At 40.3% G+C, this 22,960-nt stretch carries 24 protein-coding genes and 1 tRNA gene; 4 read left to right on the forward strand and 21 right to left on the reverse strand.

Annotated elements, in window-relative coordinates:
* Positions 1-8: 8 nt before the first annotated feature.
* From QFZ78_RS22945 to QFZ78_RS22960, 4 genes are read right to left on the reverse strand one after another with little or no spacing between them, the layout of a single operon-like run.
* Positions 9-1,436 carry a sensor histidine kinase gene (locus QFZ78_RS22945; RefSeq protein WP_307550972.1) on the reverse strand — a complete coding sequence of 476 codons (1,428 nt, stop codon included), beginning with the start codon at positions 1,434-1,436 and terminating at the stop codon, positions 9-11.
* Positions 1,437-1,448: 12 nt separating this feature from the next.
* On the reverse strand, positions 1,449-2,201 hold the full coding sequence (locus QFZ78_RS22950; RefSeq protein ID WP_307550973.1) for an ABC transporter permease subunit: 753 nt from the start codon (positions 2,199-2,201) through the stop codon (positions 1,449-1,451).
* Entirely contained in the window at positions 2,188-2,913 is a 726-nt protein-coding gene (locus QFZ78_RS22955) for an ABC transporter ATP-binding protein (RefSeq protein WP_307550974.1), read from the reverse strand. The genes QFZ78_RS22950 and QFZ78_RS22955 overlap by 14 nt, the downstream gene beginning before the upstream one ends.
* Positions 2,914-2,973: 60 nt before the next feature.
* Positions 2,974-4,215 (reverse strand): hypothetical protein, encoded by a 1,242-nt coding sequence (locus QFZ78_RS22960; protein ID WP_307550976.1) that lies wholly within the window; start codon positions 4,213-4,215, stop codon positions 2,974-2,976.
* A 194-nt stretch (positions 4,216-4,409) separates the two neighbouring features.
* On the opposite strand from QFZ78_RS22960, the gene QFZ78_RS22965 reads away from it, so the two are divergent.
* Positions 4,410-5,774 (forward strand): right-handed parallel beta-helix repeat-containing protein, encoded by a 1,365-nt coding sequence (locus QFZ78_RS22965; RefSeq protein ID WP_307550978.1) that lies wholly within the window; start codon positions 4,410-4,412, stop codon positions 5,772-5,774.
* Between the two features lie 48 nt (positions 5,775-5,822).
* Here the strand turns inward: QFZ78_RS22965 and QFZ78_RS22970 are convergent, their stop codons facing one another.
* The 5 genes from QFZ78_RS22970 to QFZ78_RS22990 form a co-directional block, all read right to left on the reverse strand.
* Positions 5,823-6,257: a hypothetical protein gene (locus tag QFZ78_RS22970; protein ID WP_307550980.1), complete on the reverse strand. Its 435-nt coding sequence runs from the start codon at positions 6,255-6,257 to the stop codon at positions 5,823-5,825.
* Between the two features lie 160 nt (positions 6,258-6,417).
* Positions 6,418-6,505, reverse strand: a tRNA-Ser gene (locus QFZ78_RS22975).
* Between the two features lie 69 nt (positions 6,506-6,574).
* Entirely contained in the window at positions 6,575-6,790 is a 216-nt protein-coding gene (locus tag QFZ78_RS22980; protein ID WP_029196148.1) for a DUF951 domain-containing protein, read from the reverse strand.
* A gap of 51 nt (positions 6,791-6,841) precedes the next feature.
* The gene (locus tag QFZ78_RS22985; RefSeq protein WP_307550983.1) at positions 6,842-7,681 is read right to left on the reverse strand and encodes a mechanosensitive ion channel family protein; all 840 of its coding nucleotides are present in this window, start codon (positions 7,679-7,681) and stop codon (positions 6,842-6,844) included.
* An 18-nt stretch (positions 7,682-7,699) separates the two neighbouring features.
* Positions 7,700-7,936, reverse strand: coding sequence for a putative Se/S carrier protein (locus QFZ78_RS22990; protein ID WP_082615209.1), 237 nt, complete (start codon positions 7,934-7,936; stop codon positions 7,700-7,702).
* A 97-nt stretch (positions 7,937-8,033) separates the two neighbouring features.
* Between QFZ78_RS22990 and yyaC the strand changes: the two genes are divergently transcribed.
* Positions 8,034-8,657, forward strand: a complete 624-nt coding sequence (gene yyaC, locus QFZ78_RS22995; RefSeq protein WP_307550985.1) for a spore protease YyaC — start codon at positions 8,034-8,036, stop codon at positions 8,655-8,657.
* On the opposite strand, the gene QFZ78_RS23000 is transcribed toward yyaC, so the two are convergent.
* The 12 genes from QFZ78_RS23000 to rpmH form a co-directional block, all read right to left on the reverse strand.
* On the reverse strand, positions 8,632-9,123 hold the full coding sequence (locus QFZ78_RS23000) for a DUF4446 family protein (protein WP_307550987.1): 492 nt from the start codon (positions 9,121-9,123) through the stop codon (positions 8,632-8,634). The two genes, yyaC and QFZ78_RS23000, sit on opposite strands and share 26 nt — an antisense overlap.
* Before the next feature lie 15 nt (positions 9,124-9,138).
* On the reverse strand, positions 9,139-10,299 hold the full coding sequence (locus QFZ78_RS23005) for an aminotransferase class V-fold PLP-dependent enzyme (protein WP_307550988.1): 1,161 nt from the start codon (positions 10,297-10,299) through the stop codon (positions 9,139-9,141).
* Positions 10,300-10,471: 172 nt separating this feature from the next.
* Positions 10,472-11,344 carry a ParB/RepB/Spo0J family partition protein gene (locus tag QFZ78_RS23010; RefSeq protein ID WP_307550990.1) on the reverse strand — a complete coding sequence of 291 codons (873 nt, stop codon included), beginning with the start codon at positions 11,342-11,344 and terminating at the stop codon, positions 10,472-10,474.
* The gene (locus QFZ78_RS23015; protein WP_307550992.1) at positions 11,341-12,099 is read right to left on the reverse strand and encodes a ParA family protein; all 759 of its coding nucleotides are present in this window, start codon (positions 12,097-12,099) and stop codon (positions 11,341-11,343) included. Before QFZ78_RS23015 ends, QFZ78_RS23010 begins: the two co-directional genes overlap by 4 nt.
* 161 nt (positions 12,100-12,260) lie before the next feature.
* Positions 12,261-13,076 (reverse strand): nucleoid occlusion protein, encoded by an 816-nt coding sequence (gene noc / locus QFZ78_RS23020; protein WP_307550993.1) that lies wholly within the window; start codon positions 13,074-13,076, stop codon positions 12,261-12,263.
* Between the two features lie 334 nt (positions 13,077-13,410).
* Positions 13,411-14,139 (reverse strand): 16S rRNA (guanine(527)-N(7))-methyltransferase RsmG, encoded by a 729-nt coding sequence (gene rsmG, locus QFZ78_RS23025; RefSeq protein ID WP_307550995.1) that lies wholly within the window; start codon positions 14,137-14,139, stop codon positions 13,411-13,413.
* A 3-nt stretch (positions 14,140-14,142) separates the two neighbouring features.
* Positions 14,143-16,038: a tRNA uridine-5-carboxymethylaminomethyl(34) synthesis enzyme MnmG gene (mnmG, locus tag QFZ78_RS23030; protein ID WP_307550997.1), complete on the reverse strand. Its 1,896-nt coding sequence runs from the start codon at positions 16,036-16,038 to the stop codon at positions 14,143-14,145.
* 46 nt (positions 16,039-16,084) lie between these two features.
* A complete protein-coding gene (mnmE, locus tag QFZ78_RS23035; RefSeq protein WP_307550999.1) occupies positions 16,085-17,461 on the reverse strand; it encodes a tRNA uridine-5-carboxymethylaminomethyl(34) synthesis GTPase MnmE in 1,377 nt (458 codons plus the stop codon).
* Between the two features lie 71 nt (positions 17,462-17,532).
* Complete coding sequence (gene jag, locus QFZ78_RS23040) at positions 17,533-18,150, reverse strand: RNA-binding cell elongation regulator Jag/EloR (RefSeq protein ID WP_307551001.1); 618 nt, start codon at positions 18,148-18,150, stop codon at positions 17,533-17,535.
* Complete coding sequence (gene yidC, locus QFZ78_RS23045) at positions 18,147-18,917, reverse strand: membrane protein insertase YidC (protein ID WP_307551004.1); 771 nt, start codon at positions 18,915-18,917, stop codon at positions 18,147-18,149. Before yidC ends, jag begins: the two co-directional genes overlap by 4 nt.
* 71 nt (positions 18,918-18,988) lie before the next feature.
* Positions 18,989-19,348 (reverse strand): ribonuclease P protein component, encoded by a 360-nt coding sequence (gene rnpA / locus QFZ78_RS23050; RefSeq protein ID WP_057304386.1) that lies wholly within the window; start codon positions 19,346-19,348, stop codon positions 18,989-18,991.
* 147 nt (positions 19,349-19,495) lie between these two features.
* Positions 19,496-19,630: a 50S ribosomal protein L34 gene (gene rpmH, locus QFZ78_RS23055; RefSeq protein ID WP_029196162.1), complete on the reverse strand. Its 135-nt coding sequence runs from the start codon at positions 19,628-19,630 to the stop codon at positions 19,496-19,498.
* A 631-nt stretch (positions 19,631-20,261) separates the two neighbouring features.
* Here rpmH and dnaA point away from each other — a divergent pair.
* Positions 20,262-21,626: a chromosomal replication initiator protein DnaA gene (dnaA, locus tag QFZ78_RS23060; RefSeq protein WP_307551007.1), complete on the forward strand. Its 1,365-nt coding sequence runs from the start codon at positions 20,262-20,264 to the stop codon at positions 21,624-21,626.
* 179 nt (positions 21,627-21,805) lie between these two features.
* Positions 21,806-22,948: a DNA polymerase III subunit beta gene (gene dnaN, locus QFZ78_RS23065; protein ID WP_307551009.1), complete on the forward strand. Its 1,143-nt coding sequence runs from the start codon at positions 21,806-21,808 to the stop codon at positions 22,946-22,948.
* Positions 22,949-22,960 lie beyond the last annotated feature (12 nt).

Genomic DNA, 22,960 nt, shown 5'->3' on the forward strand with positions numbered 1-22,960 from the left:
CAAACTTGCTAGAACTTCTTCAGAGAAATCATTATCCGAGTCCCCTCTCCTACGTCACTCTTAGCCCATATATTCCCTTCGTGCCCTTCTACAATTTGCTTTGCGATAGCTAGACCTAGTCCGCTGCCGCTTTTTCTTGAAGGGTCTACCTGATAAAATCGTTCAAATATATAGGGGAGCTTATTCTCGGGTATTCCTTTACCATTGTCCTTTATTTCTATAATAGCAGACGTTCGTGTTTCCCTGAGTATAATGGCAATCTTTCCATCTACTTCTCCTGCATACATCACAGCATTATCAAGAATGTTCTGAATGACCCTCTTTAATCTTTCACGATCGATTAATACTTTAACAGGCTCCTTTAATTCGTTTATTAACTCTAAGGAAATATTAGCTTTTTCACACTCATATTTATGATCCGCTACGCAATCCTCAAAATAGCTCACCAAATCACTTTTCTCAAAATGATAAGGAAGCTGGTTCAAATCAAGCTTGGAATATAAAAGAAGATCATCGATCATAGCGTTCACCAAAATAGCTTTGGATCGTGCAGTTTCCAGGTACTCCTCAAGTTTCTCAGGCGTCTTGGCTACCCCATCTATAATCCCTTCAATATAACCTTTAATCGAAGTAACAGGCGTCTTTAAGTCATGAGAAATGCTTGAAACTAAAAACTTCCTGTTATCATCATATTTTTGCTGCACATAGACAGACTCCTTCAGCTTGATCCGCATTAACTCCAAGGTTCTGCCTAATTCCCGAATTTCGCCTTCGCCCTCTTCGGAAATCTCGCAGCTTAAATCCCCTTCCCTGATTTTAATAGCAGCGTCCTTTAACCTGGAAATCGGTAAAATAATTCCGCGTGAGAACTTATAAGAAATCCAAAAATTCATTAGCAAAAAAACAACGGTGAAAAAGCTGACTGTAAAAATGCCAAGCAGCACATAAAAGCCTGTTTTCACCTTGATTGGCGCAAGCAGCAGCAAAATGCCCCTATCGCCAGAAGGAAGTTTGTAATCCGCTCGGGTAAACATATAAGTTTTGCCATCAAGCTCTATCTCATCCAGACTAGCTGAATCGTCAGACAGCATTAGGCTTTTATCGATATCGAACTTATTAAAATTTTGTGTAGCGTACAAAACTTCTTTATTTATTAAAATGATCGCACTGGCATCCAAAGCGTTAACTCGATCAGAGAGCATTTGTTGATAGTTATGATCCAAGAGCTGCTCGAACTTAAAGGTCAGTGCTTCTCTTTTGATTTCGTTGATCGCTGCCCTAACTTCGAAGACTTTTTGAAACTCCTTCATACCGGCTTCGCGGCCAAAAACTTTCGTATAAGCAGCAACAAAAATAATGACAGCCAGGAACGTCAAACCAATGGAGACCAGTACAGCCAGCGTATTCAACGTGAAAAAACGTTTGGTTAAATGCATGTATATTCCTTTCTATATATCCTTCCTGTCAAACAAGTAATACCCCGTAGTAAATAACATGATACCACAGCCTGACATGATTAAGATCTGTCGGAATATTTTAAACACATTAATCGATTCAGAAATCCAGAGGGTGTACCAATCAAACATCGACGTAATAAAAAAACTCGAATAGGATGAGAACACAATACCCATAAAATTAAAACCGATAAACACCAGAATAGAGAGAAAAAATACAGCTAGTCCCCCCTGGATCACATTGGACAACAGGACGACGATAAGTGCAAACACAAATACGGGAAGAAAGGTTAAGCCATATGATAAAATCACCTTTACGATGCCCATGTAGCTGGCAGAGGCCGGATTAAATATAAATCCAACAAGCAAAGAAAGAAGCATAACAAACAAAAGGTTCCCAATAATAAATAATGCCAAATTTAAAACCTTCGCACTAAATATACCAAATCTGGAGACCGGCCTTAAGAGCGTTATTTTCATCGTATTCGACGAGGATTCACCGTTAAACATATCGATCGCTACAAAAATGGCAAACAGCGGTAAAAGCGTATAAGTGATAAACGTTAGCACCACTATGGGAAATTCCACACTCCCAACAACCCTTAATCCAAGGCCATGCTTAATCGTCGTTACGGCAATTTGCCCGATCACCACGGCAAGAATGGACAAAATCACGGCTGCAAGCATTTTTTTCTTTTTCAGCAGCTTCACGGATTCATTTATAAATGCAGCTTTAAACCCTGCCATTCCTGTCCACCTCACTTACAAAATAATTTTCAAGCGAAGAATAGTAAGAAAGAATATTCTGAGTATATTCGACGTTGACAAGCTTGCCTCCGTAAATAATTCCGATTCTTGTGCACGTTAATTCCACATCGTGAATCAAGTGGCTGGAAATAAAGAAAGTCGTGCCTTCCTGGGAAAGCTGTTTGATCAATTTCCTCATTTCCAGCATCCCCTCGACATCAAGTCCGTTTAAAGGCTCGTCCAAAATTAAAAGTTTTGGTTTGGACAGAATCGCAGCCGCTATCCCCAGCCTTTGTTTCATCCCGAGTGAAAATTTCTGTGATTTTTCATTTTTAAATTTCAACATGCCTGTGATTTCAAGACATTCATCGATTCTTCGCTGATCAATCTGCGGGTAAAACCTGGCGAACAATTTCAGGTTTTCATTTGCTGTTAAATATGGATACGATTCCGCTGTTTCGATCATACAGCCTACATGCTTCATGGCATTGACGTAATCTTCTAAAATGCTGGCGCCGAAAATCTTTACATCGCCACGGTCGGGTTTCGTGAGCCCGGTCATCATCTTCATGGCTGTTGTCTTCCCTGCGCCATTTGGTCCTAGAAAACCGAATATATCGCCTTGATCTACTTCTAAGTTTAACTCGCTTATTCCACGGCCATTCTTAAATGACTTGGTTAAGTCGTTTATTTCAATCGCCTTGACTGTCAATTCATCATCTCCCCAAAAAATGTTCAGGAAGCCGCATTTGCAGCCTCCTGAACCCCATTTCTATTCAAATATGCGTCTAAATTCTCCATCGTAATATGGTTTCGAGCTAGATTTGTACGAGTTTTTATCCATGACCTGTATACCCATTTCAAAATAAACCTTGCCGGCAGAGTTCGGATGAATCATTCCATTTTTTTGTTCACCCTTCGCATCTGTGTAAGTAAAAGTTGTAGATGATACTGGATTGTAGGCAAAGTCAAATGCATCCTTGTTTGGATACTCGCTCTCAAAACCAGGATAAACAGTTTCTGAATACTTTCCTGTCACTTTATCGCCTTCTACGCTTGTGATTTCAACCGTTCTCTCGCCAATCTTCACAAACTTGCCGTCTTTGTCCATAATAATATCATTTTTATATGTTCCCACATATTTGCTGCTGAATCCGCCCGAATAACTGACCTTCTCAACGTTCGCGCCTGTTAGGTCAGGCATGGCAATCTTCGTATTGCCAATCTCAGAAAGCTTCACAATGACATTTAGGTTTAAGTCATGCTGAACACCATTTTTATCTTTTCCCGATAGGGTAATATCACCCGTCACATTTTCCAGATAGCCTGCTTTATTTTCAACGGCCGTACCCACAACCTTTTTCACAAAAATGTCGCTCTCTATTCCCGGTAAATCCATCTCATCGTTAAGCATCTGCTTGATACCAAAGGAGGAGACAGCATTTACGACGGCTGGCACCTGTGCCTCGGACAAGCTGCCCGCATATACTTTTCCGCCGTCATTCCCTTCCTCTACTTGCACATAATCTTTCAGAGAGCCAACCACAGCGTCAACAATCTTTTCGATCTCCGCTGCTCCCTTCTCTTTAAACGGGTTGTCGAACTGAGCTGGTCCTTTCCTGTTCACATTAGCCGGATATTCCGTTACGTAATAGGTATCCTCCATGCCGCTTTTCCTAACTGAAAGCTTATTGTCGGAATACGAATAATTGGAGGTGGTTTCGCCATTTGCTTCTTTAGTCACCGTATTTTCTTCAGACGTTTGTTTTGCCGTATCCATTTTCTTGATCGTGGAAGCTTGAAGCAAGGTTTGATTATTATCCTTCAACGTATACAACGCCTCGACCGTATAGTTGTTCAAATCCTTTTCCATGAGTGCAGCCGTGTTTTTTGCTGAATCTTTCAGCCGGTCATATCCAGATCCAAGCAGTGTATCGGCAAAAGCAGTAGATACGAATAGACAGGCTCCAATCGTAAATGAAAGTACAGTAATTCCTTTTTTGCTAAGTTTCATCTTGGTTCTCCTTTAATACGATTTAGGGGAAACGTTTCCTTACTATTTATTTTAATATAGGCTTATTGAATCCATCTAAATGAATTATTAACAAAGTATTAACTCTGTTTCGATGATACTTCTGCTCTTCCCGTTCTGTTCGCTCTATCTTATAATTTACTATATCTACCATTCCTTTGATGAGGTGAAATTTTTTGAACGAAAATAAAGATAGACAGCGTGAAGTAGCATCTTCTGATCTAAACCCTCCGCCCCAATCTACACCCTCTTTTAGCCGTAGAAAACTGCTCGCTTCAATTGGCGGCGCAGGTTTAGCTTTTTTAGCAGGAGACATCTTCACAAATAGCTCAACTGCTCAAGCAGCATCTCCTTCCACACTTATTTACAATGTCAAAGATTTCGGAGCCCGCGGCAACCGACGCTATGATGAAGACGATGCTCCTTACATCCAAAGCGCTATCGACACGGCCGCTCTATCAGGTGGCATAGTCTACATTCCGCCAGGCATGTACTTCCTCAAGATACCTTTACGCGTAAGCACGAACGTTACCATAATGGGGGCCGGCAGCAGCAGTATCCTTCGGTCATCCACCCATAAATTTGGACTCCTTAACTTATCTGCCGTTCAACATGTACATATCCAGGGGTTGTCTTTTCAAGGAATTGGTTCCTTCGGAAACGCCTCAGTGCCACGAATTGAATGTGGAATTGCGCTCGACCAAGCTACCGACATTACCATCACAGACTGCACCTTTTCAATGGTCGATAATGGCGTAAAATCCGTTGATTCTAACCGAGTTGTTGTAGAGAACTGTACCTTCGATAACATCATCGGAACGCTGGATTACGATACCCAAGGTTATGGCATCTGGTGCAGTAATGGTAAAAATCATCATTTTGTACAAAATCAATTCAACATGCTGTTTCAACCATGTATCACTTTGACCAATGGCTCCAGTCGTTCTGTCATCGCGAGAAATCGCATGCAGAAATGCTACCAATCTGGAGTTGACCTTTTATCCGGTCCCAAAGAAGAACCGTGTCAGTTTAATACCGTTTCCGACAACATCATTGAGAGTTTCAAAAATTCAAGCGGAAATAAAGGTTATACCTATGGCATCCGCCTCAAGGGTCACTGCGTCTCCAATATGATTACTGCTAATACTTTATATGATATCGATGATATTGGTATTCAGTTAGTGGGGCAAGCGGACATTCAACAAAAACGCCCTCATCGCAATATCATATCCAATAACCAGCTCCAAACTATAGGTAATAACGGTATTGTCCTCATTAACGCTTATGATAATCAGATTCGTCAGAATTCTATTCGTAGTTGTAAAGCAGACGGCATTTTACTCGTTGCCGAAGGCAAAGACAGCGGTTCGTACTCGGATAACAATCAGTTAATAGGTAATAGCCTAAACAGCTGTACCAAAGCACCGATCCGAATCTCGGATGCCAATTGCCGAGAAACTATTCTCTTTGGCAATGTGGGTTCAGGCAATGGTGAGAAAATTTTTAATAAAGGCACAAATACAACCACTTCTGCCCTTTAAGAAAGAAGGCCACACAACCCAGTTGGGTGTGCGGCCTTTTTGCTGTCGCTATTTCTGATAAACTCGTTTCTCCGATATCTTACCATCTGCGAAGAAAACGAGCTGCACGTAATAACCAGGTTGATTGGATATCTCGAAATCATACGTTTTCTTTCCATTCTCTTCTTTAACCAGCTTACCTTTGGATCCTGTCAGCTTCACCATATCATCGTAGGTGCCTGTCATACTTATTTTATCAGCCTGTTCCTTCGTTATCTTAGGAAGCGGCTCATCCTTCGTCACATTGTCGCCAGCCTTCGGTGTCGCAGTAGCCGCTGTTCCACCCGTCGTTGGGCTGCTTATCCCGCCAGGCGTCGCAGTAGCCGCTGGAGAAGGCTGTTCAGTCACGCCAGCAGTAGGACTTGCTGTGCCCCCCTCATCCTTCTTGGCGCACCCTGTGATGACCACAGCTAGCACCAGAAGCATCATTAACCAAATTCTCAAAACGATCTACCTCCTTCATTTTACCTATGCCTAGATATGGAGTTATTTTGCTTCCTTTTCTTGCCTTTTATTCCCTATCTGCAAAGCAAAAGAGCCCCCTACGTCTTCATAGACGTAAAAGGCTCTTAATTTGTTTCAATATGTTGGTTCCACTAAAGTACGGAAAGAGTGGGAGTCGAACCCACGCACGCCTCGCGACGCCTAACTGATTTCGAGTCAGCCCCCTTGGACCACTTGGGTACCTTTCCATGAAAAGCGAGAACAGGACTTATTGTATCAAAAAAGTCAGGCTCTCGCAAGTGTTTTTCCTGAATCCGTTAGGAGGACTCTTCTTGTATCTCTGTATTCGATCGAAGAACTTTTTTTAGCTTACTTTCGAACTTCGTTCTCGGCACTAACACACTGTGTTTACAGCCTACACATTTGATCCGAATATCCATGCCCATCCGAATGATTTCCATTTCATTGGTGCCACACGGATGGGGCTTTTTCATTTGCACAATATCGCCAAGTTGATACTGCTTCTTCTCCATTCGTCTGCCACCGCCTTTTCCGAATTTATGGATATGATCGATCTTCTTGGGTTATAGCACTTCTATTTGTGTGATATTGAGTTGCTTTTTAATCTCGATATTCAAAAGTCTCGTGACATTAAATTGTCTAGTCGGCTTGCACTCCGCGATAATGCGAATCTTCAAATCCGTTGTCCCAACCATCTGAACACCAAGCACCTCAGGTTCTTTCACAATATCATCGGTAAGCAGTTGAACTTGTTTCACCGTTTCCTTGAGAATTTCCGTAGCCTTATCAATATCCAAATGAAGAGGAATCGTCACATCAACTACGGCAAGTGAATTGTAAGTGGAAAAATTGGTGACTTGTTTGATATTCCCATTTGGAATAATATGCACTTCACCGGTCCAGCTCTTAATCCGGGTCACTCTAATCCCGATTTCTTCCACTGTACCTTTGAATGAATCAATCTGAATGACATCCCCCACCCCGAATTGATCCTCAAATATGATGAAGAACCCTGTTATTACATCCTTCACCAAACTCTGTGCCCCGAAACCAATCGCTAGCCCGAGTACACCTGCACCAGCTAGTAAAGGACCTATATTCAACCCTACTTGCCCTAGTATAAGCATAATGCATATGAGATTGATCGTGTACGCTATTAGATTATGTATGAGGCTCCCTATTGTGTTCGTTCTTCTTCTATCAAATTTCAATGGCGACTTATCTCTTGCTGAAATCATATGAGCAATTGTTTTATCAGCTATTTTTATGCAAATTTTAGCTACAAAATAGATTAATATAATCTTGACAACAATCCAAAATATCGAAGCTATCATTTCCGGTTTACTTATATGTTCCTGTATCCATTGACCTAAATCTGCAAAAAACTTAGTTACAAAGGCCATGTGAAGCCCCCCTTAATTTCATTCCATCGTAACATATTTATCCTCATTTTTAAAATAGATGCCTCTTATTTCCACATTTTCAGAATGAATAATGTCTCTTACTTGTTCTAAATTCTCTCCTGGAAATTCGATAGACAGTGCGCAGCCCGCGGTGATTTCTTTCGGAGTTGGTCTTATGTCAATCTCGATATCTGCATACTCTAGCAGCATTTCTGCCCTCAATGCTTGTTGAGTAGAATCGAACGCTAGCAACATGATTGAAAGTTTCAGGGAAAGTCCCCCTCTTCTACGTATAAATGTCCCTATCTCTCCATATACTAGTAAAAAAAGTAGTAACATTTGGAGGGATACGATGAAATTCCAATTTGGTTTCGATGGAGTGAAAAATACGGTTCTAGAACCACTGAAAATTCAACATACAGATGCCGATACTCCTTATCTTCTCTCAAAGCATTTGCACACCATCTTTAGCAAACTACCAACCTATCAACCTATCGTTGTCATATGTGTAGGGACCGATCGTTCTACTGGTGATTCGTTAGGGCCACTTGTTGGCTCTCATTTGAATCGAACAACCAACCTCCGCAACCTCCATCTTTTCGGTACGTTAGATGAGCCTGTCCATGCCATGAATTTAGCAGAAACCGTGGATAAAATCCATAACCAGTTCCAAAACCCCTTCATCGTTGCCATCGATGCCTGCCTTGGTCAAGTATCCAGTGTCGGTTGCATTCAGGTTGCTGATGGACCTCTTAAACCGGGTGCCGGTGTTAATAAAGATTTACCTCCAGTTGGTAACATCCATGTCACTGGAATTGTAAACGTCGGTGGATTTATGGAGTATTTCGTCCTGCAGAACACGCGGCTTAGCTTAGTAATGAATATGGCCAATATTATTGGTGACGCTCTTCATTCAGCTTTGCGTCGCACGCAATCTTATGCACCTAATGCTACGACTGCTTTAAAGTTTGATTAATCGCTTCTTTTTCTTCAGGGCTTAGCGTATAGGTTGATTGTGCATTCTGAACTGGCTTAGCATACAAATACATCTGTTCACGGCTATGTATACCTGTTAAAATGACCCCATCTTGATAATCATCTAATATAGCTAGTGTAAAGCTTAAATCACTTCCACCTTCATTAAAGGCATTATAGCGATGTATTGTGACTTTTGACTTCGTCTTCATCATTCCTTGACGAATCGTTTCAACCTTGGCTGAAGTCGCTATTGATTCGGCCTTTTGCTCGTTCAATCCTTTTTGCATATCAATAATAAGTTGTTCCACATTCTCTGCATGTGAGCCGTTCATCATTTGTTTATATTGTTTACGCAAAGAACTTAATTTAATGGATACAACTAACAGGAAAATAAATAGCACAACGATTAATGCGAAACAAGTTAATACAATGACCTCACCATCAAGGCCAAACATTTCCCCCATGATTTATCCCTCTTTCTACTTCGCATACTGCGTTTGAATCTCTTTTACAGCATCAATCAAGGCTTCCACTTCATTATCCGTTGTAAAATAACCAATACTCGCTCTTACCGCACCTTTAGCCAAAGTTCCAGCAGTTTCATGGGCAAGTGGCGTACAATGATAGCCTGAACGAACAGCAATTTGAAAAGATTGATCCAGGATAAAGGCCACTTCCGATGAATCCGCATCGTTGATATTAAAGGAAATAATTCCTGTTTTATTTTGTCCAAGCGTCGGCCCAAGAACCGTGACTCCTTCAATTCCCAGTAACCCTTCCATCAGGAGCTGAGTTTGACGCCACTCTTTTTCATGAATCTTTTCTACGGTTTCAGCCAAAACAAATCTCACGCCTTCATTCAGTCCTGCTATTCCAACTGTGTTTTGTGTCCCGGCTTCATAGCGGTCTGGTCGCACGGTGGGTTGGTGTATGGCTTCCGATTGACTCCCCGTGCCTCCATGTAATAGCGGCTCTAAATCAATGTCCGGATGAATGTATAAACCACCTGTTCCCTGAGGCCCCAGGAGCCCCTTGTGGCCCGGGAATGCCAACATATCAATATTCATACCCACTACATCAATAGGCAGTATGCCGGCGCTTTGAGCCGCGTCTACGAGCAACCTAACGCCTTGAGAACGACAGATATCTCCTATTTCACCAACTGGCATAATTGTTCCCAACAGATTTGAACTATGATTGACAACAACTAACGTTGTATTGGGCTGAAATACCTTTTTCAACTCATCTAATCGAATATTACCTTGTTCATCACTAGGGATATACGTAAGTTCAACCTGAGCAGAAGCTTTCAAATATTCAAGCGGTCTACGTACGGAGTTATGCTCAATATTGGTGCATATCACGTGGTCCCCGGGTTTTACGAAGCCTTTAATCGCTTGATTCAGCGCATGGGTTGTATTTAATGCAAACGATATATCATTCGGATTTCTAATCCCGAATAAACGCGCTGTATTTTTTCGTGTCTCAAATAATACCCTACTGGCTTTCACTGCCATCTGATGACTGCCTCTGCCTGGATTGGCTGCGAACTCCTGCATACATTGCATCATGGCATCCATTACGGCAGGCGGCTTTGGCCACGAAGATGCCGCTTGATCAAAATACATAACACCCTTCATTAAGTCACCCTCTCTCATGGATAAAAGGCTCACCCCGTCCTTAAAGACGAGGTCGCTTGATAAGGTTGGTGCAAAGCACGCTAGTTGTAAACTTACTCATCAACTCATAAATATAGCATACCTTAGTTTGATCTTTCAGTTCGAAAGAAAACCATCGGTATGCTATCTAATTTTAAGAGATTTTTCCTTGAAGTAATTCTAGTAGACGGTTTAAATCGTCTTTGGAATAGTAGAGAAGTTCAATCCTACCTTTATCCTGCTGATGTTTGATTTTCACCGTCGTACGGTAAATATCTCTCAACTGATCTTCGGCTTGATTAATATATGGATCTCTATTTTTTTCTTTTTGCTTACTTCTTTCTTTTTCTTGCCCTGGTGTCTCTTCCAACGTTTTAACAGCTTCTTCTAGCTCACGTACACTCCATTGTTTACTAATAGTTGTTTCCGCGAGTTCTTTCTTCACCTTATCATCCTTCACACCCACAATAGCTCTAGCATGTCCCATTGATAATGTTCCACGTGAAACATATTGTTTAATGGATTCAGGCAGTTGCAGCAATCTCAGAAAGTTAGCAATATGAGATCTACTCTTTCCAACCTTTGCAGAAAGCTCTTCTTGTGTGAGAGAAAACTGATCGATGATACCTTGATACGCAAAAGCAATTTCCATCGCATTGAGATCTTCACGTTGTACATTCTCAATCAAAGCGATTTCCATAACTTGTTGATCCGAAAAGTTTCTTTCAACAGCAGGAATTGTCGCAATCCCAGTTACTTGAGAAGCACGGAACCTCCGCTCACCCGCAATAATCTCGTAACCCTTGAGAACTTTACGAACGATAATCGGTTGAATAACACCGTGTTCTTTGATTGAATCAGCTAACTCTCTAATACTATCTTCATTAAAGTTTTTTCTAGGTTGGTATGGGTTTGCTCTCAATTGAGATAATGGTATTTGAATAACTTTATCACTATCATCGATATGTAAAGAAGTAATTAAAGCATCCAATCCCTTACCTAAACCTTTAGAAAGGCCTTTGGTCATACAGAGATCACTTCCTTCGCAAGCTCTAAATACACTTCCGCGCCTTTTGATCTGGGATCATACGTAATAATAGATTGTCCATGACTGGGCGCTTCACTTAAGCGAACATTTCTTGGAATAATCGTTTGGTATACTTTTGTCTGGAAATATTTTTTAACTTCTTCAATAACTTGTATACCAAGATTAGTTCTTGCATCGAACATCGTCAACAAAACGCCTTCAATTTGAAGCCCTGTATTAAGATGCTTTTGAACTAAGCGGACAGTATTGAGCAGCTGGCTTAATCCTTCAAGCGCATAGTATTCACACTGAATTGGAATAATGACAGAATCGGCAGCAGTTAATGAGTTAATGGTTAGAAGGCCTAGTGACGGAGGACAATCAATAAGGATGTAATCATATAAATGTTTCACTAACTGGAGGGATTTCTTTAATCGTACTTCCCTTGAAATTGTTGGTACAAGTTCTATTTCAGCTCCTGCTAACTGAATCGTTGCAGGTACTATTTTGAGATTTGGAACATTGGTCTCTACCGTTGCATCTTTGGGATGAACATCATTAATTAGTACATCATAAATACAATTAACAACATCCGCTTTGTTTATACCAATGCCACTTGTTGTATTGCCTTGTGGGTCGATGTCAACGAGAAGCACCCTTTTCCCTAAAGAGGCTAGGGAAGCACCTAAATTCACAGAAGTTGTCGTCTTGCCGACGCCACCCTTCTGATTTGTTATTGCAATTATTTTAGACAAAACCATTTCACCTCAATCGCTTATGTTCCAAATGCCATACTAAAGCAGTATTACTATCTTAACATATCTATGAGCGAGTTACCTTATCAATATTTGATAGTTTATGTTCATAAGATGCAAAAAAACGGCTTGCGCCGTTTAAGGTAGCAATAAATGCCTTATTATCGTTTAGGAATCTTAATTATAATTTCGTAATGATCATCATGATCTTGCTCAGATGTATTAATATTTAAACCAGAACTCGAAACCATCTCAACGGATTGACGAATCGTATTTAGAGCTAACCGAACATCCTTCGAAAAAGAGACGCGACGAGATTTCTTGATTTTAGTAGCTTCCTTCAAAAAATTAATCTTAATTTCTGTTTGCTTTACATTCAACTCTTTGGCGATGATTTCTTCAAGCACTTTAACTTGTAATTCCTCTTGATCAAGCGCCAACAATGCTCTGGCATGGCGTTCAGTAATTTTTCGTTCCATTAATGCCATCTTAACAGGTTCGCTTAGATGTAATAATCGAATCTTATTTGCAATTGTGGATTGGCTTTTACCAAGACGCTGAGCTAAGCTTTCCTGTGTTAAATCATGCATCTCAATTAATTGTTGGTAAGCAGCAGCCTCTTCTATTGCGGTAAGCCCTTCGCGCTGCAAATTTTCAATAAGAGCAATAGATGCTGCTTGAGAATCATTAAAATCACGTACAATCGCAGGGATTGTATCGAGACCCAACTTTTTAACAGCTCTTAGACGTCGTTCACCAGCAATTAGTTCGAACGTGTTGTTCTTAACTCTGACAACAATGGGCTGAATGATACCATGAGTTCGAATAGTTTGCATTAGCTCATCAATTCGATCATCATCAAACAGCAACCTTGGCTGATACGGACTTGGAATAATACTATTCACCGATATGTTCTTGACCTCGTCAGTCGTTGATCGATCTGATAGGCCAAATAGCTTTGAAATTTGTTCTTTCATAGGAAAACTTACCACCAACTCTTCCCGTAGTTTAAGCGACCAAAATGATCCAAAGATAGACGACCTCTTCGTCCTACACAAGGATAAACGGCATCTTCGTCCTTCAAGGACGAGTGCGTTTGTCAAGGTTGATGCGAAGCAAAAGTATAAACCTATACTTTCTTTTCAACGAACGAAAACATTTTGCCAATATTACGCCGAAGTAAAACTTGTGCAATCTCTTAAAATTACTTACCTATTAAGCTAGATTCGCTCTATTAATAATTCAACATAGAGTCCTTATTTCCTTCTATTTGACACTCGAATCCATGTAAATGTTTCACGTGGAACAAATTCACAGTTTGATTAAAGGCATTTTCAGCGGGATACCTGCTTTTCGAGGATATTTAGCGGGAGTCGCTGCCAATTTATGAATTTCTACAAAATGCCTGATCGATTCCTCAATCGGGAGCTGCATACGATTCACCTTGATTACCTTCCCTTTCAACTCTGATAAACTGAATGAAGCCTCGCTTAATTCCTCATCAATCTCTGAACCTTTCATTGCAATGAACGTTCCACCCTTCTTAACAAAAGGAAGGCAAAATTCATTCAAAACCTGCAGTCGCGCAACAGCTCTTGCAGTAACCAAATCAAATTGATCGCGGTATTTAGGTAATCTAGCAATGTCTTCCGCTCTGCCATGAACACATTCGGTATCCGTAAGCCCGAGTTGAGAGACTAACTCTCTTAAAAACAAAATTCGCTTATTCAAAGAATCAACGATCATAATTTTAAGATGTGGAAAAGCGATTTTCAAAGGAATACTTGGGAATCCGGCTCCAGAGCCAATATCTGCAACGGATGATACTTGTCCCACGTTATAATTAAAAGAAACAGAAAGAGAGTCATAGAAATGTTTCAAGTAAACTTGCTCTCTCTCTGTAATACCTGTTAAATTCATTTTCTCGTTCCACTCTACAAGAGTCTTGTAATATAACTCAAATTGATCAAGCTGATCTGTAGAAAGAGAAATTTGTTGTTTTTCTAATAACTGAACAAATTGTTGTTGAATAGCATCCATAAATTAACCTCTAGCCGCAATGACTCTATTATAGTGTTCCAAATAAACGAGCAGGATAGAAATGTCTGAAGGTGTAACGCCACCAATACGTGATGCTTGACCAATGGAAATCGGGCGAATTTTAGCTAGTTTTTGCTTAGCTTCCGTCGCAATACCGTGTATTTCACTATACTCAATATCATCCGGAATTTTCTTCTTTTCCATCTTACGTAAACGTTCTACTTGATTGCTTTGTTTTTCAATGTAACCAGCATATTTTACTTGAATTCCTACTTGTTCTTTCATTTCATCGTCAAGCTCAAGTGGAGAAGGAGTCATTTGTTCAATATGTTTATATTCGATCTCTGGACGACGAAGCAGTCCAATAGCTGGCACTGAATTGTTTAAGATTACGCTATCCAAACTCTCAAGTAATTGCTGAACATGCGGCTCAGGTTTAACCTTAACCGTAGTCAAACGTTCAATTTCTTGCTCAACCAAAGATTTCTTATTTAAAAATGCAGCATATCGTTCATCCGAAATTAAACCAATTTCATGACCGATTGGTGTTAATCTGAAATCAGCATTGTCATGACGAAGAAGTAAACGATATTCAGCGCGTGATGTGAGTAAACGATACGGCTCATTCGTCCCCTTCGTTACAAGATCATCAATTAAAACACCGATATATCCTTCCGATCTGTCCAAAACAATAGCTTCTTTCTCTTGAACTTTACGAGCTGCATTGATCCCAGCCATAACCCCTTGACCAGCAGCTTCCTCGTAGCCCGATGTTCCATTAATTTGTCCAGCAGTGAATAATCCACTAACTAGTTTCGTTTCCAATGAAGGTTTCAACTGAGTAGGAACCACCGCATCATATTCAATGGCATAACCGGTACGCATCATTTCCACTTTCTCTAATCCAGGGATTGAGCGCAGAATACCCAATTGAACATCTTCAGGCATGCTCGTTGATAACCCTTGAACATAATATTCCGAAGTATGACGTCCCTCTGGCTCTAGAAAGATTTGGTGCTTAGGTTTGTCAGCGAATCGAACGATTTTATCCTCAATGGATGGGCAATATCTTGGACCTGTTCCTTCAATAGCCCCCGAGAACATCGGAGCGCGGTGTAAATTAGAATTAATAATGTTATGAGTTTCCTCAGACGTGTAAGTTAACCAACATGGTAGCTGCTCATGGCCACCAATTTCTTCTTTTGTTTCAAATGAGAAAAACTTAGGCTCATCATCACCAGGTTGAATTTCCGTTTTACTAAAATCAATGGTATCCTTGTGAACGCGCGGCGGAGTCCCTGTTTTGAAACGAACGAGGTCAAAACCAAGTTTACGCAAGGATTCCGATAATTTAACAGAAGGCTGTTGATTATTTGGTCCGCTCTCATACATCAGCTCGCCCATAATAACTTTCCCTCTTAAATAAGTCCCCGTCGTTAATACGATTGCTTTTGAATAGTATTCAGCGCCTGTTTTAGTGATAACACCCTTACACACGCCGCCTTCAACAATGAGCTCCTCGGCCATACCTTGACGTAACGTCAAGTTTGGAGTCGCTTCGATTGTCTCTTTCATTTTATGTTGATACGCAAATTTATCCGCTTGTGCGCGCAGTGCATGTACCGCTGGGCCCTTCCCTGTATTCAGCATTCGCATCTGAATATACGTTTTGTCGATGTTACGACCCATTTCTCCACCAAGCGCGTCAATTTCACGAACAACGTGGCCCTTCGCAGGACCACCAATAGATGGATTGCAAGGCATGAATGCTACCATGTCTAAATTAATTGTTAATAAAAGCGTATTACAACCCATGCGTGCTGAGGCCAGAGCAGATTCACAACCTGCGTGTCCGGCACCGATGACAATAACATCATAATCACCTGCATGATATCCCATAATAAACGTCCCTCCCTCTTTTATGAAAACGCAAATGCTGTCGTTTTCATTTTCCTAAGCAAAATTGTGTAAATATTTGATCGATCAATGATTCACCAACTGAATCGCCAATAATCTCTCCAAGCTGCTCCCAAGCAGCTCGAATATCTATTTGAATCATATCAATAGGTACATATTGTTCATTAGCATCAAGTGCATCTTGTAACGAACGTTTAGCTTGCTTTAGTAGCGAAATATGACGAATATTACTAACATACGTCAAATCACTTGATTCTAGTTTACCCTCAAAGAAAATTGCCGCTATCGCTTTCTCCAAATCTTCAATACCCTTATTCTCAATCAAGGATAGCTCAACGATACGTTCCTGTGGAAAATAACTCAGAACTTGTTCAACATTTAGCTTTCTGCTCAAATCCGTCTTATTCAATATGACGATCGTTTGCTTATCAGCTAATTGTTTCATTAGAGCAATCTCATCGAATTCAAGCTCTTCATTACTATTTAGCACTAACAAAATAAGATCTGCTTCAGCTAAAGCAGTCTTCGATCGCTCAACTCCGATTTGTTCAACAAGATCCGACGTTTCCCTAATGCCCGCAGTATCCAGCAGCTTCAAAGGAATACCGCCAATATTCACGAATTCCTCAATAACGTCCCTTGTTGTACCTGGAATATCGGTTACTATTGCACGATTCTCCTGCGCTAATTCATTAAGAAGCGATGATTTGCCGACATTTGGCTTACCGACAATGGCCGTTTCAATACCTTCTCGCAATATCTTCCCTTGCTCCGCGGTTACCAAAAGACGGTCAATTTCAAGCATTACCGTGTCACACTTGCTCTTTATGAAAGTGTTCGTCATTTCTTCCACGTCATGCTCAGGATAATCAATATTCACTTCCACATGAGCCATTAATTCCACTAATATATAACGTAAATGCTTGATTTGCTTCGACAGATTTCCTTCTACTTGCTTCAAAGCTACCTTGAAAGCTCTATCCGATTTGGCCCGTATTAAATCGATCACTGCCTCAGCCTGGGTCAGATCAATCCGACCATTCAAGAAAGCTCGCTTCGTGAACTCGCCGGGTTCTGCTAACCGGACACCCTCCTGCAGCAATAGATCTAGCACTTTTTTCACAGAAACAATGCCCCCGTGACAGCTGACCTCCACGACATCTTCCATCGTAAATGAACGTGGAGCTTTCATTAACGTAACTAGAACCTCCTCTACCTTTTGGGCAGAAGCAGGTTCTATTATGAATCCATAATGTACCGTATGCGTCTCAGCAACAGATAATTTCGTTTTAGAGCGAAAAATACGTTCCACGAGTGGAACAGCTTCGTCTCCGCTCACACGAATAACCGCTATCCCACCCTCACCAAGCGGTGTAGAAATAGCAGCAATCGTATCATTTAACATAGTATTTACACCTCGAATTTACCTCATCTTAAAGAAAAAGCAATGACATGATCAAAGTCATTGCGGTAGCGTTATTTGACAGCGATAACCACCCGACGGTTCGGTTCTTCGCCTTTACTGTATGTTTTTACAACAGGATGACCCTGTAATTCAGCATGAATAATCTTACGTTCCTGAGAATTCATCGGTTCAAGAATCACTTCTTTTTTGGACTTAATCACTCGATTGGCCAGCCTAACTGCAAGCTCCTCCAACGTCTTTTTACGTCTGTCCCTGAAATTTTCCGCATCTAAGATGATACGAAAATGTGAATTCGCATACCGGTTTGCAACGATATTCACCAAATACTGCAAAGCATCCAGTGTTTGTCCTCTTTTACCGATCAGAATACCTAATTCAGAGCCACTCATATTCAAGACGAAGCCTTCACGATCTTTACGCGTATCTATGGTGATGGAAATCTGCATCGCTGAGAACATATCTTGTAAGAAAGCAATAGCTTCCTCAAGTGGATCTGGTATCAATTCAAGCTCTACTTTAGCTTCTTTGGAACCAATAAATCCGAACAACCCACGAGAGGGCTGTACCAAAATATGAATGTTTACACGATCCTCGGAAACTTGCCATTGAGATAAACCGGATTTAACCGCTAGCTCAATAGTCTTTCCAGTCACCACAATTTTTTTCATTTGGACAGGCCACCCTTATTATTTTGCGATCCGGACTTTTGCGATCCAGGAGAACCATAAATAAAGTAAGACTGAATGATTGTGAAGATGTTACCGTAAATCCAATAAAGCGGAAGCGCGGCTGCGAAATTCATGGACATCACGAAAATCATAACTGGGAAAATATATAATAAGCTTTTCATTTGTTGATTCATTTGGGAAGACATAAACATTTGCTGAATAAACGTTGTTGCCGCAGCAATAATCGGAAGAATGTATAGGTGATCCGGTTGTCCAAGATTCATCCATAAGAACGTATGCTCACGAATGTGATCATTCCGCATGATCGCTTGATAAAGAGCAATCAATATTGGCATTTGAACAATGATAGGGAAACATCCTGCTAATGGATTCACACCATTTTGCTGAAACAGCTTCATTGTTTCTTCCTGCTGTTTCTTTGCATCATCTTTATACTTTTCTTTAAGCTTCTTCATCTCAGGCTGCAGATCCTGCATCCGTTTGGAACTTTTGTACTGCTTAAGTGTAAGCGGTAAAATAATCAAACGAATGATCAAGGTAACAACCAAGATGGATAATCCGTATTGACCCCATAAATGAACTGCAAACCAGTCTAATGTCTGGGAAAGCGGGTACGTTAAATATTTAGTGAAAAAATTTGCTGTAGCAGGATCAATAGGTGCTGTAGCAGCGTCTGTTGGACTACATCCGGCCAACAGCAAGATCAACGCAGAGAGTGAAGCTAGCATATAAATTCGACGAGTCAAAATGAGATCCTCCTAAATATCTTTTCCATCATAAACTATAACACATCTTCAGCTCGCAAGGAAATATTACATCATTTTTTAATAACATCATTTCTTTTTAATAAAGAAGCTTTGCGAATCACATGCCAGATACTTTTCTCCATCTCAGCATAGTCCATTTCGACCACTGGTTTTCTAGCCAATAAGATGTAGTCATAGTGTGGCGTCATATTCTCTTTTTTCAAACGGATAATTTCTTTCATCATTCGTCTGAGCCGGTTTCGAACAACAGCATTGCCTACCTTTTTACTAACAGACACGCCAAGGCGAAATTGTTCCAATTTAGGTTGGGGTAAATAATATAGTACAAATTGATGGTTAGCCATCGACTTCCCATATCGATATACCTTATTAAAGTCTTCTCTTTTAGCTAATCTATATATTTTTTCCACGATTATGTACGCTCCAGACAGATGACTCCGTAATTAAATTAGGTTCAATACAATATTAGTTAGCTTATATAGTTTTAACAGAATTAACACCATCTAAACCAATCCCTTAAAATGCAAAAAAAAAAGCCCCTTTCGGAGCCTCAATTTTTACGCGCTAAGAATTTTTCTTCCTTTAAGACGACGAGCTTGCAGAACTTTACGACCGTTCTTCGTGCTCATTCTTTTACGGAAACCATGATTCTTCTTACGCTTTCTCGTATTCGGGTTAAACGTCGGACCCATCTATAGCACCTCCCTACCTGAGGATATCCATCCTACAAAATTTCTACTACTCATTAAATCATTTCCACAGCAGAAAGTCAACCTACTCAAGTGTACAGGTGAAGAAGAGATTATCTCAGTAAAAATAAAAAAAAGAATAACCTGTGTATAAAGTTTTACCGGTCTACAGAGAAGCTTGTCGAAAATTAACATAATATCAACAATATCTTGTGTTGTGAACAAAATCTATGCACAACTTGTTGTAAATGTGGATAATATCAAACAATCCGTTGATTAACAAGTAATCTTTTGATAAGATGATAATGTTTCTGTTGTGGATAGACACCACTAACCCTCCGACTTATCAACAACCTGTGGATAACATTGTGAACAATTTTCCCTCTACAAGAATAAGTCATTTCAACCGATCCTTAATAATGTGGATAAAATCGACAAAAATCGTCCTTTCTTGACCGCATCAGACATAAAGGTTCTTTTGTTGTTAACCGAGCAAGCTATATACAGATTTCGATTAAGTCAATCGTGTAATGTGAATTGCTTATTTTTCGAGATTTAACAATAAAGCTTTATAAACCGAACATATCTTTACTGGCCTTATGCCACATGTTTGATTTCAAAGGAGTGAATTACTGTGGAAGGCCATTCTACGGACTTATGGCAGCAAATTTTAACGATTATTCAAACTAAGCTCAGTAAACCAAGCTTCGACACCTGGCTTAAATCAACCAAAGCGACAGTGTTCAATGATTCAACTGTCGTTATTTGTGCGCCCAACAATTTTGCACAGGAATGGCTCGAAAGCCGGTATACCAAGCTAATTGAAGGAACAATCTATGACTTTACGGGTAAACAGGTTTCTGTGAAATTCATCATTGAAACGGAAGATCAGAAATCTCAGTCTACAGCAGTTCAGCCAGCTGTTTTCCCACCTAAAGGTCCTGCTATCGTTACAGGTGAAGAAAATTTCACCAATATGATGAATGCTAGGTATACCTTTGATACGTTCGTTATCGGATCCGGCAATCGATTTGCCCATGCTGCATCCTTAGCAGTTGCCGAGGCACCAGCTAAAGCATATAATCCCCTCTTTCTATATGGAGGAGTTGGTTTAGGTAAGACCCATTTAATGCATGCCATTGGCCACTATGTGTTAGAACATAACCCTGGGGCTCGTGTTTTATATATTTCATCAGAAAAGTTCACGAATGAATTTATTAATGCGGTCCGTGATAACCGCGGCGAAGGATTTCGTAATAAATATAGAACGATCGATGTATTGTTGATTGATGATATTCAATTCCTCGCTGGTAAAGAAGGTACGCAAGAGGAGTTTTTCCATACATTTAATGCACTTCATGAAGAAGGTAAACAAATTATTATCTCTAGTGACCGGCCACCTAAAGAAATTCCAACCCTGGAAGACCGGTTACGCTCGAGGTTTGAGTGGGGATTAATTACAGACATTCAGCCCCCTGATTTAGAAACACGCATAGCCATTCTTCGCAAGAAAGCGAAAGCAGAGAATCTGGAGATTCCGAATGAAGCGATGATCTATATCGCGAACCAAATCGATACGAATATTCGTGAGCTTGAAGGTGCTTTGATTCGAGTTGTTGCGTACTCATCCCTAATTAATCAGGATATTAGCGTGCATCTAACAGCCGAAGCATTGAAAGATATTATTCCATCGAATCGACCGCGGGTCATTACGATACAGGATATTCAGCAGCGGGTTGGAGAATTCTATGGTTTAAAGTTAGAGGATTTCAAAGCCCGTAAACGAACAAAAGCCGTCGCATTCCCTAGACAGGTTGCGATGTACCTGGCACGTGAGCTGACAGACTTCTCTTTGCCGAAAATCGGAGATAATTTTGGTGGGCGTGATCATACAACGGTTATCCATGCCCATGATAAAATATTACAACAATTAAAAGTAGATCAGGATCTTTACAAGATCGTTCATAATCTGACAGAACGCATCAAGAACCCCTCTTAATAACATTTAATTTTGGGCAAGTCTATGCACAATCTATTCACATGTGGATAGGCTTGATTTATATAAGGTTCATCCACATATCCACATATCCAGAGCCCCTACTGCTATTACTAATAAAGAATGTTATTATATAATGATTATGCTAACGCAATGAAAAAAAGAACCACAGGAGTGAAATCATGAAATTAACCATCCTAAAAGACCATCTAATTGAATCCATTGGTCACGTTTCCAAAGCCATATCTTCTCGTACAACCATACCTATCCTTACAGGGATCAAAATAGATGCAACCTTAAGCGGTGTAACCCTTACAGCAAGCGATACGGATATTTCCATTCAAAGCTTTACCCCTAGTGAGAATGACACGACTAAAATTATTGAACTATTTCAAGCCGGCAGTGTCGTTCTTCCAGCCAAATTCTTCGTCGAAATTATTCGTAAACTACCTGCACAATTAATCGAAATCGAAGTAAGAAATAACTTTCAAACGATTATTCGTTCTGGTTCTTCTGAAATTCAAATCATGGGGCTCGACCCAGATGAATATCCGCTGCTTCCAGAAATTGAAGAAAGTAAAATGCTTCGTTTGCCCAGCGATTTGCTGAAAACAATGATTAAGCAAACTTCTTATGCCGTATCAACCAATGAGTCTACGCCTATTCTTACGGGTGTCCTCTGGAACATCTCAGGTGATAAGTTAAAATTTATTGCTTGTGATCGTCATCGTCTCGCTAGTAGAGAAGTAACGGTCGATAATGATAATGCGCATCAACTGCCTAACATTGTTATCGCAGGCAGAACTCTGAATGAATTAAGCAAAATTTTGCCTGATCAAAATTCCCTTATAGATATAGTTATTTCCGACAATCAGGTTTTATTCAAAATTCATTCGATTTTATTCTATTCTCGTATTTTAGACGGAACTTACCCTGATACATCTAAGCTTATTCCGCAATCTTTTCAAACTGAAATGGTCGTACCAACCAAAGAATTGGCTGAAGCCATCGACCGTGCTTACTTACTTTCCAGAGAAGATAAGACGAATATTGTTAAAATGATGATGCTTGAAGACCAGACGATTGAGATTTCTTCAAGTTCTTCCGAGCTGGGAAAAGTAACGGAGCAAATTAACCTGCAGCATATTGCTGGTGAGTTACTCAAAATCTCATTTAACTCCAAATATATGCTCGATGCGCTTAAAGTCCTTGATTCCGAGTTTATTCACATCGGATTTACTGGAGCTATGCAGCCAATCATCATGAAGCCTCAAGATTCCACAAATATTCTGCAGCTTATTTTGCCGTATCGAACAACGAATTAAGGAGTGCGCTAT

It is taken from the genome of Paenibacillus sp. V4I5, from assembly GCF_030817255.1.
Taxonomy (GTDB): Bacteria; Bacillota; Bacilli; order Paenibacillales; family NBRC-103111; genus Paenibacillus_E.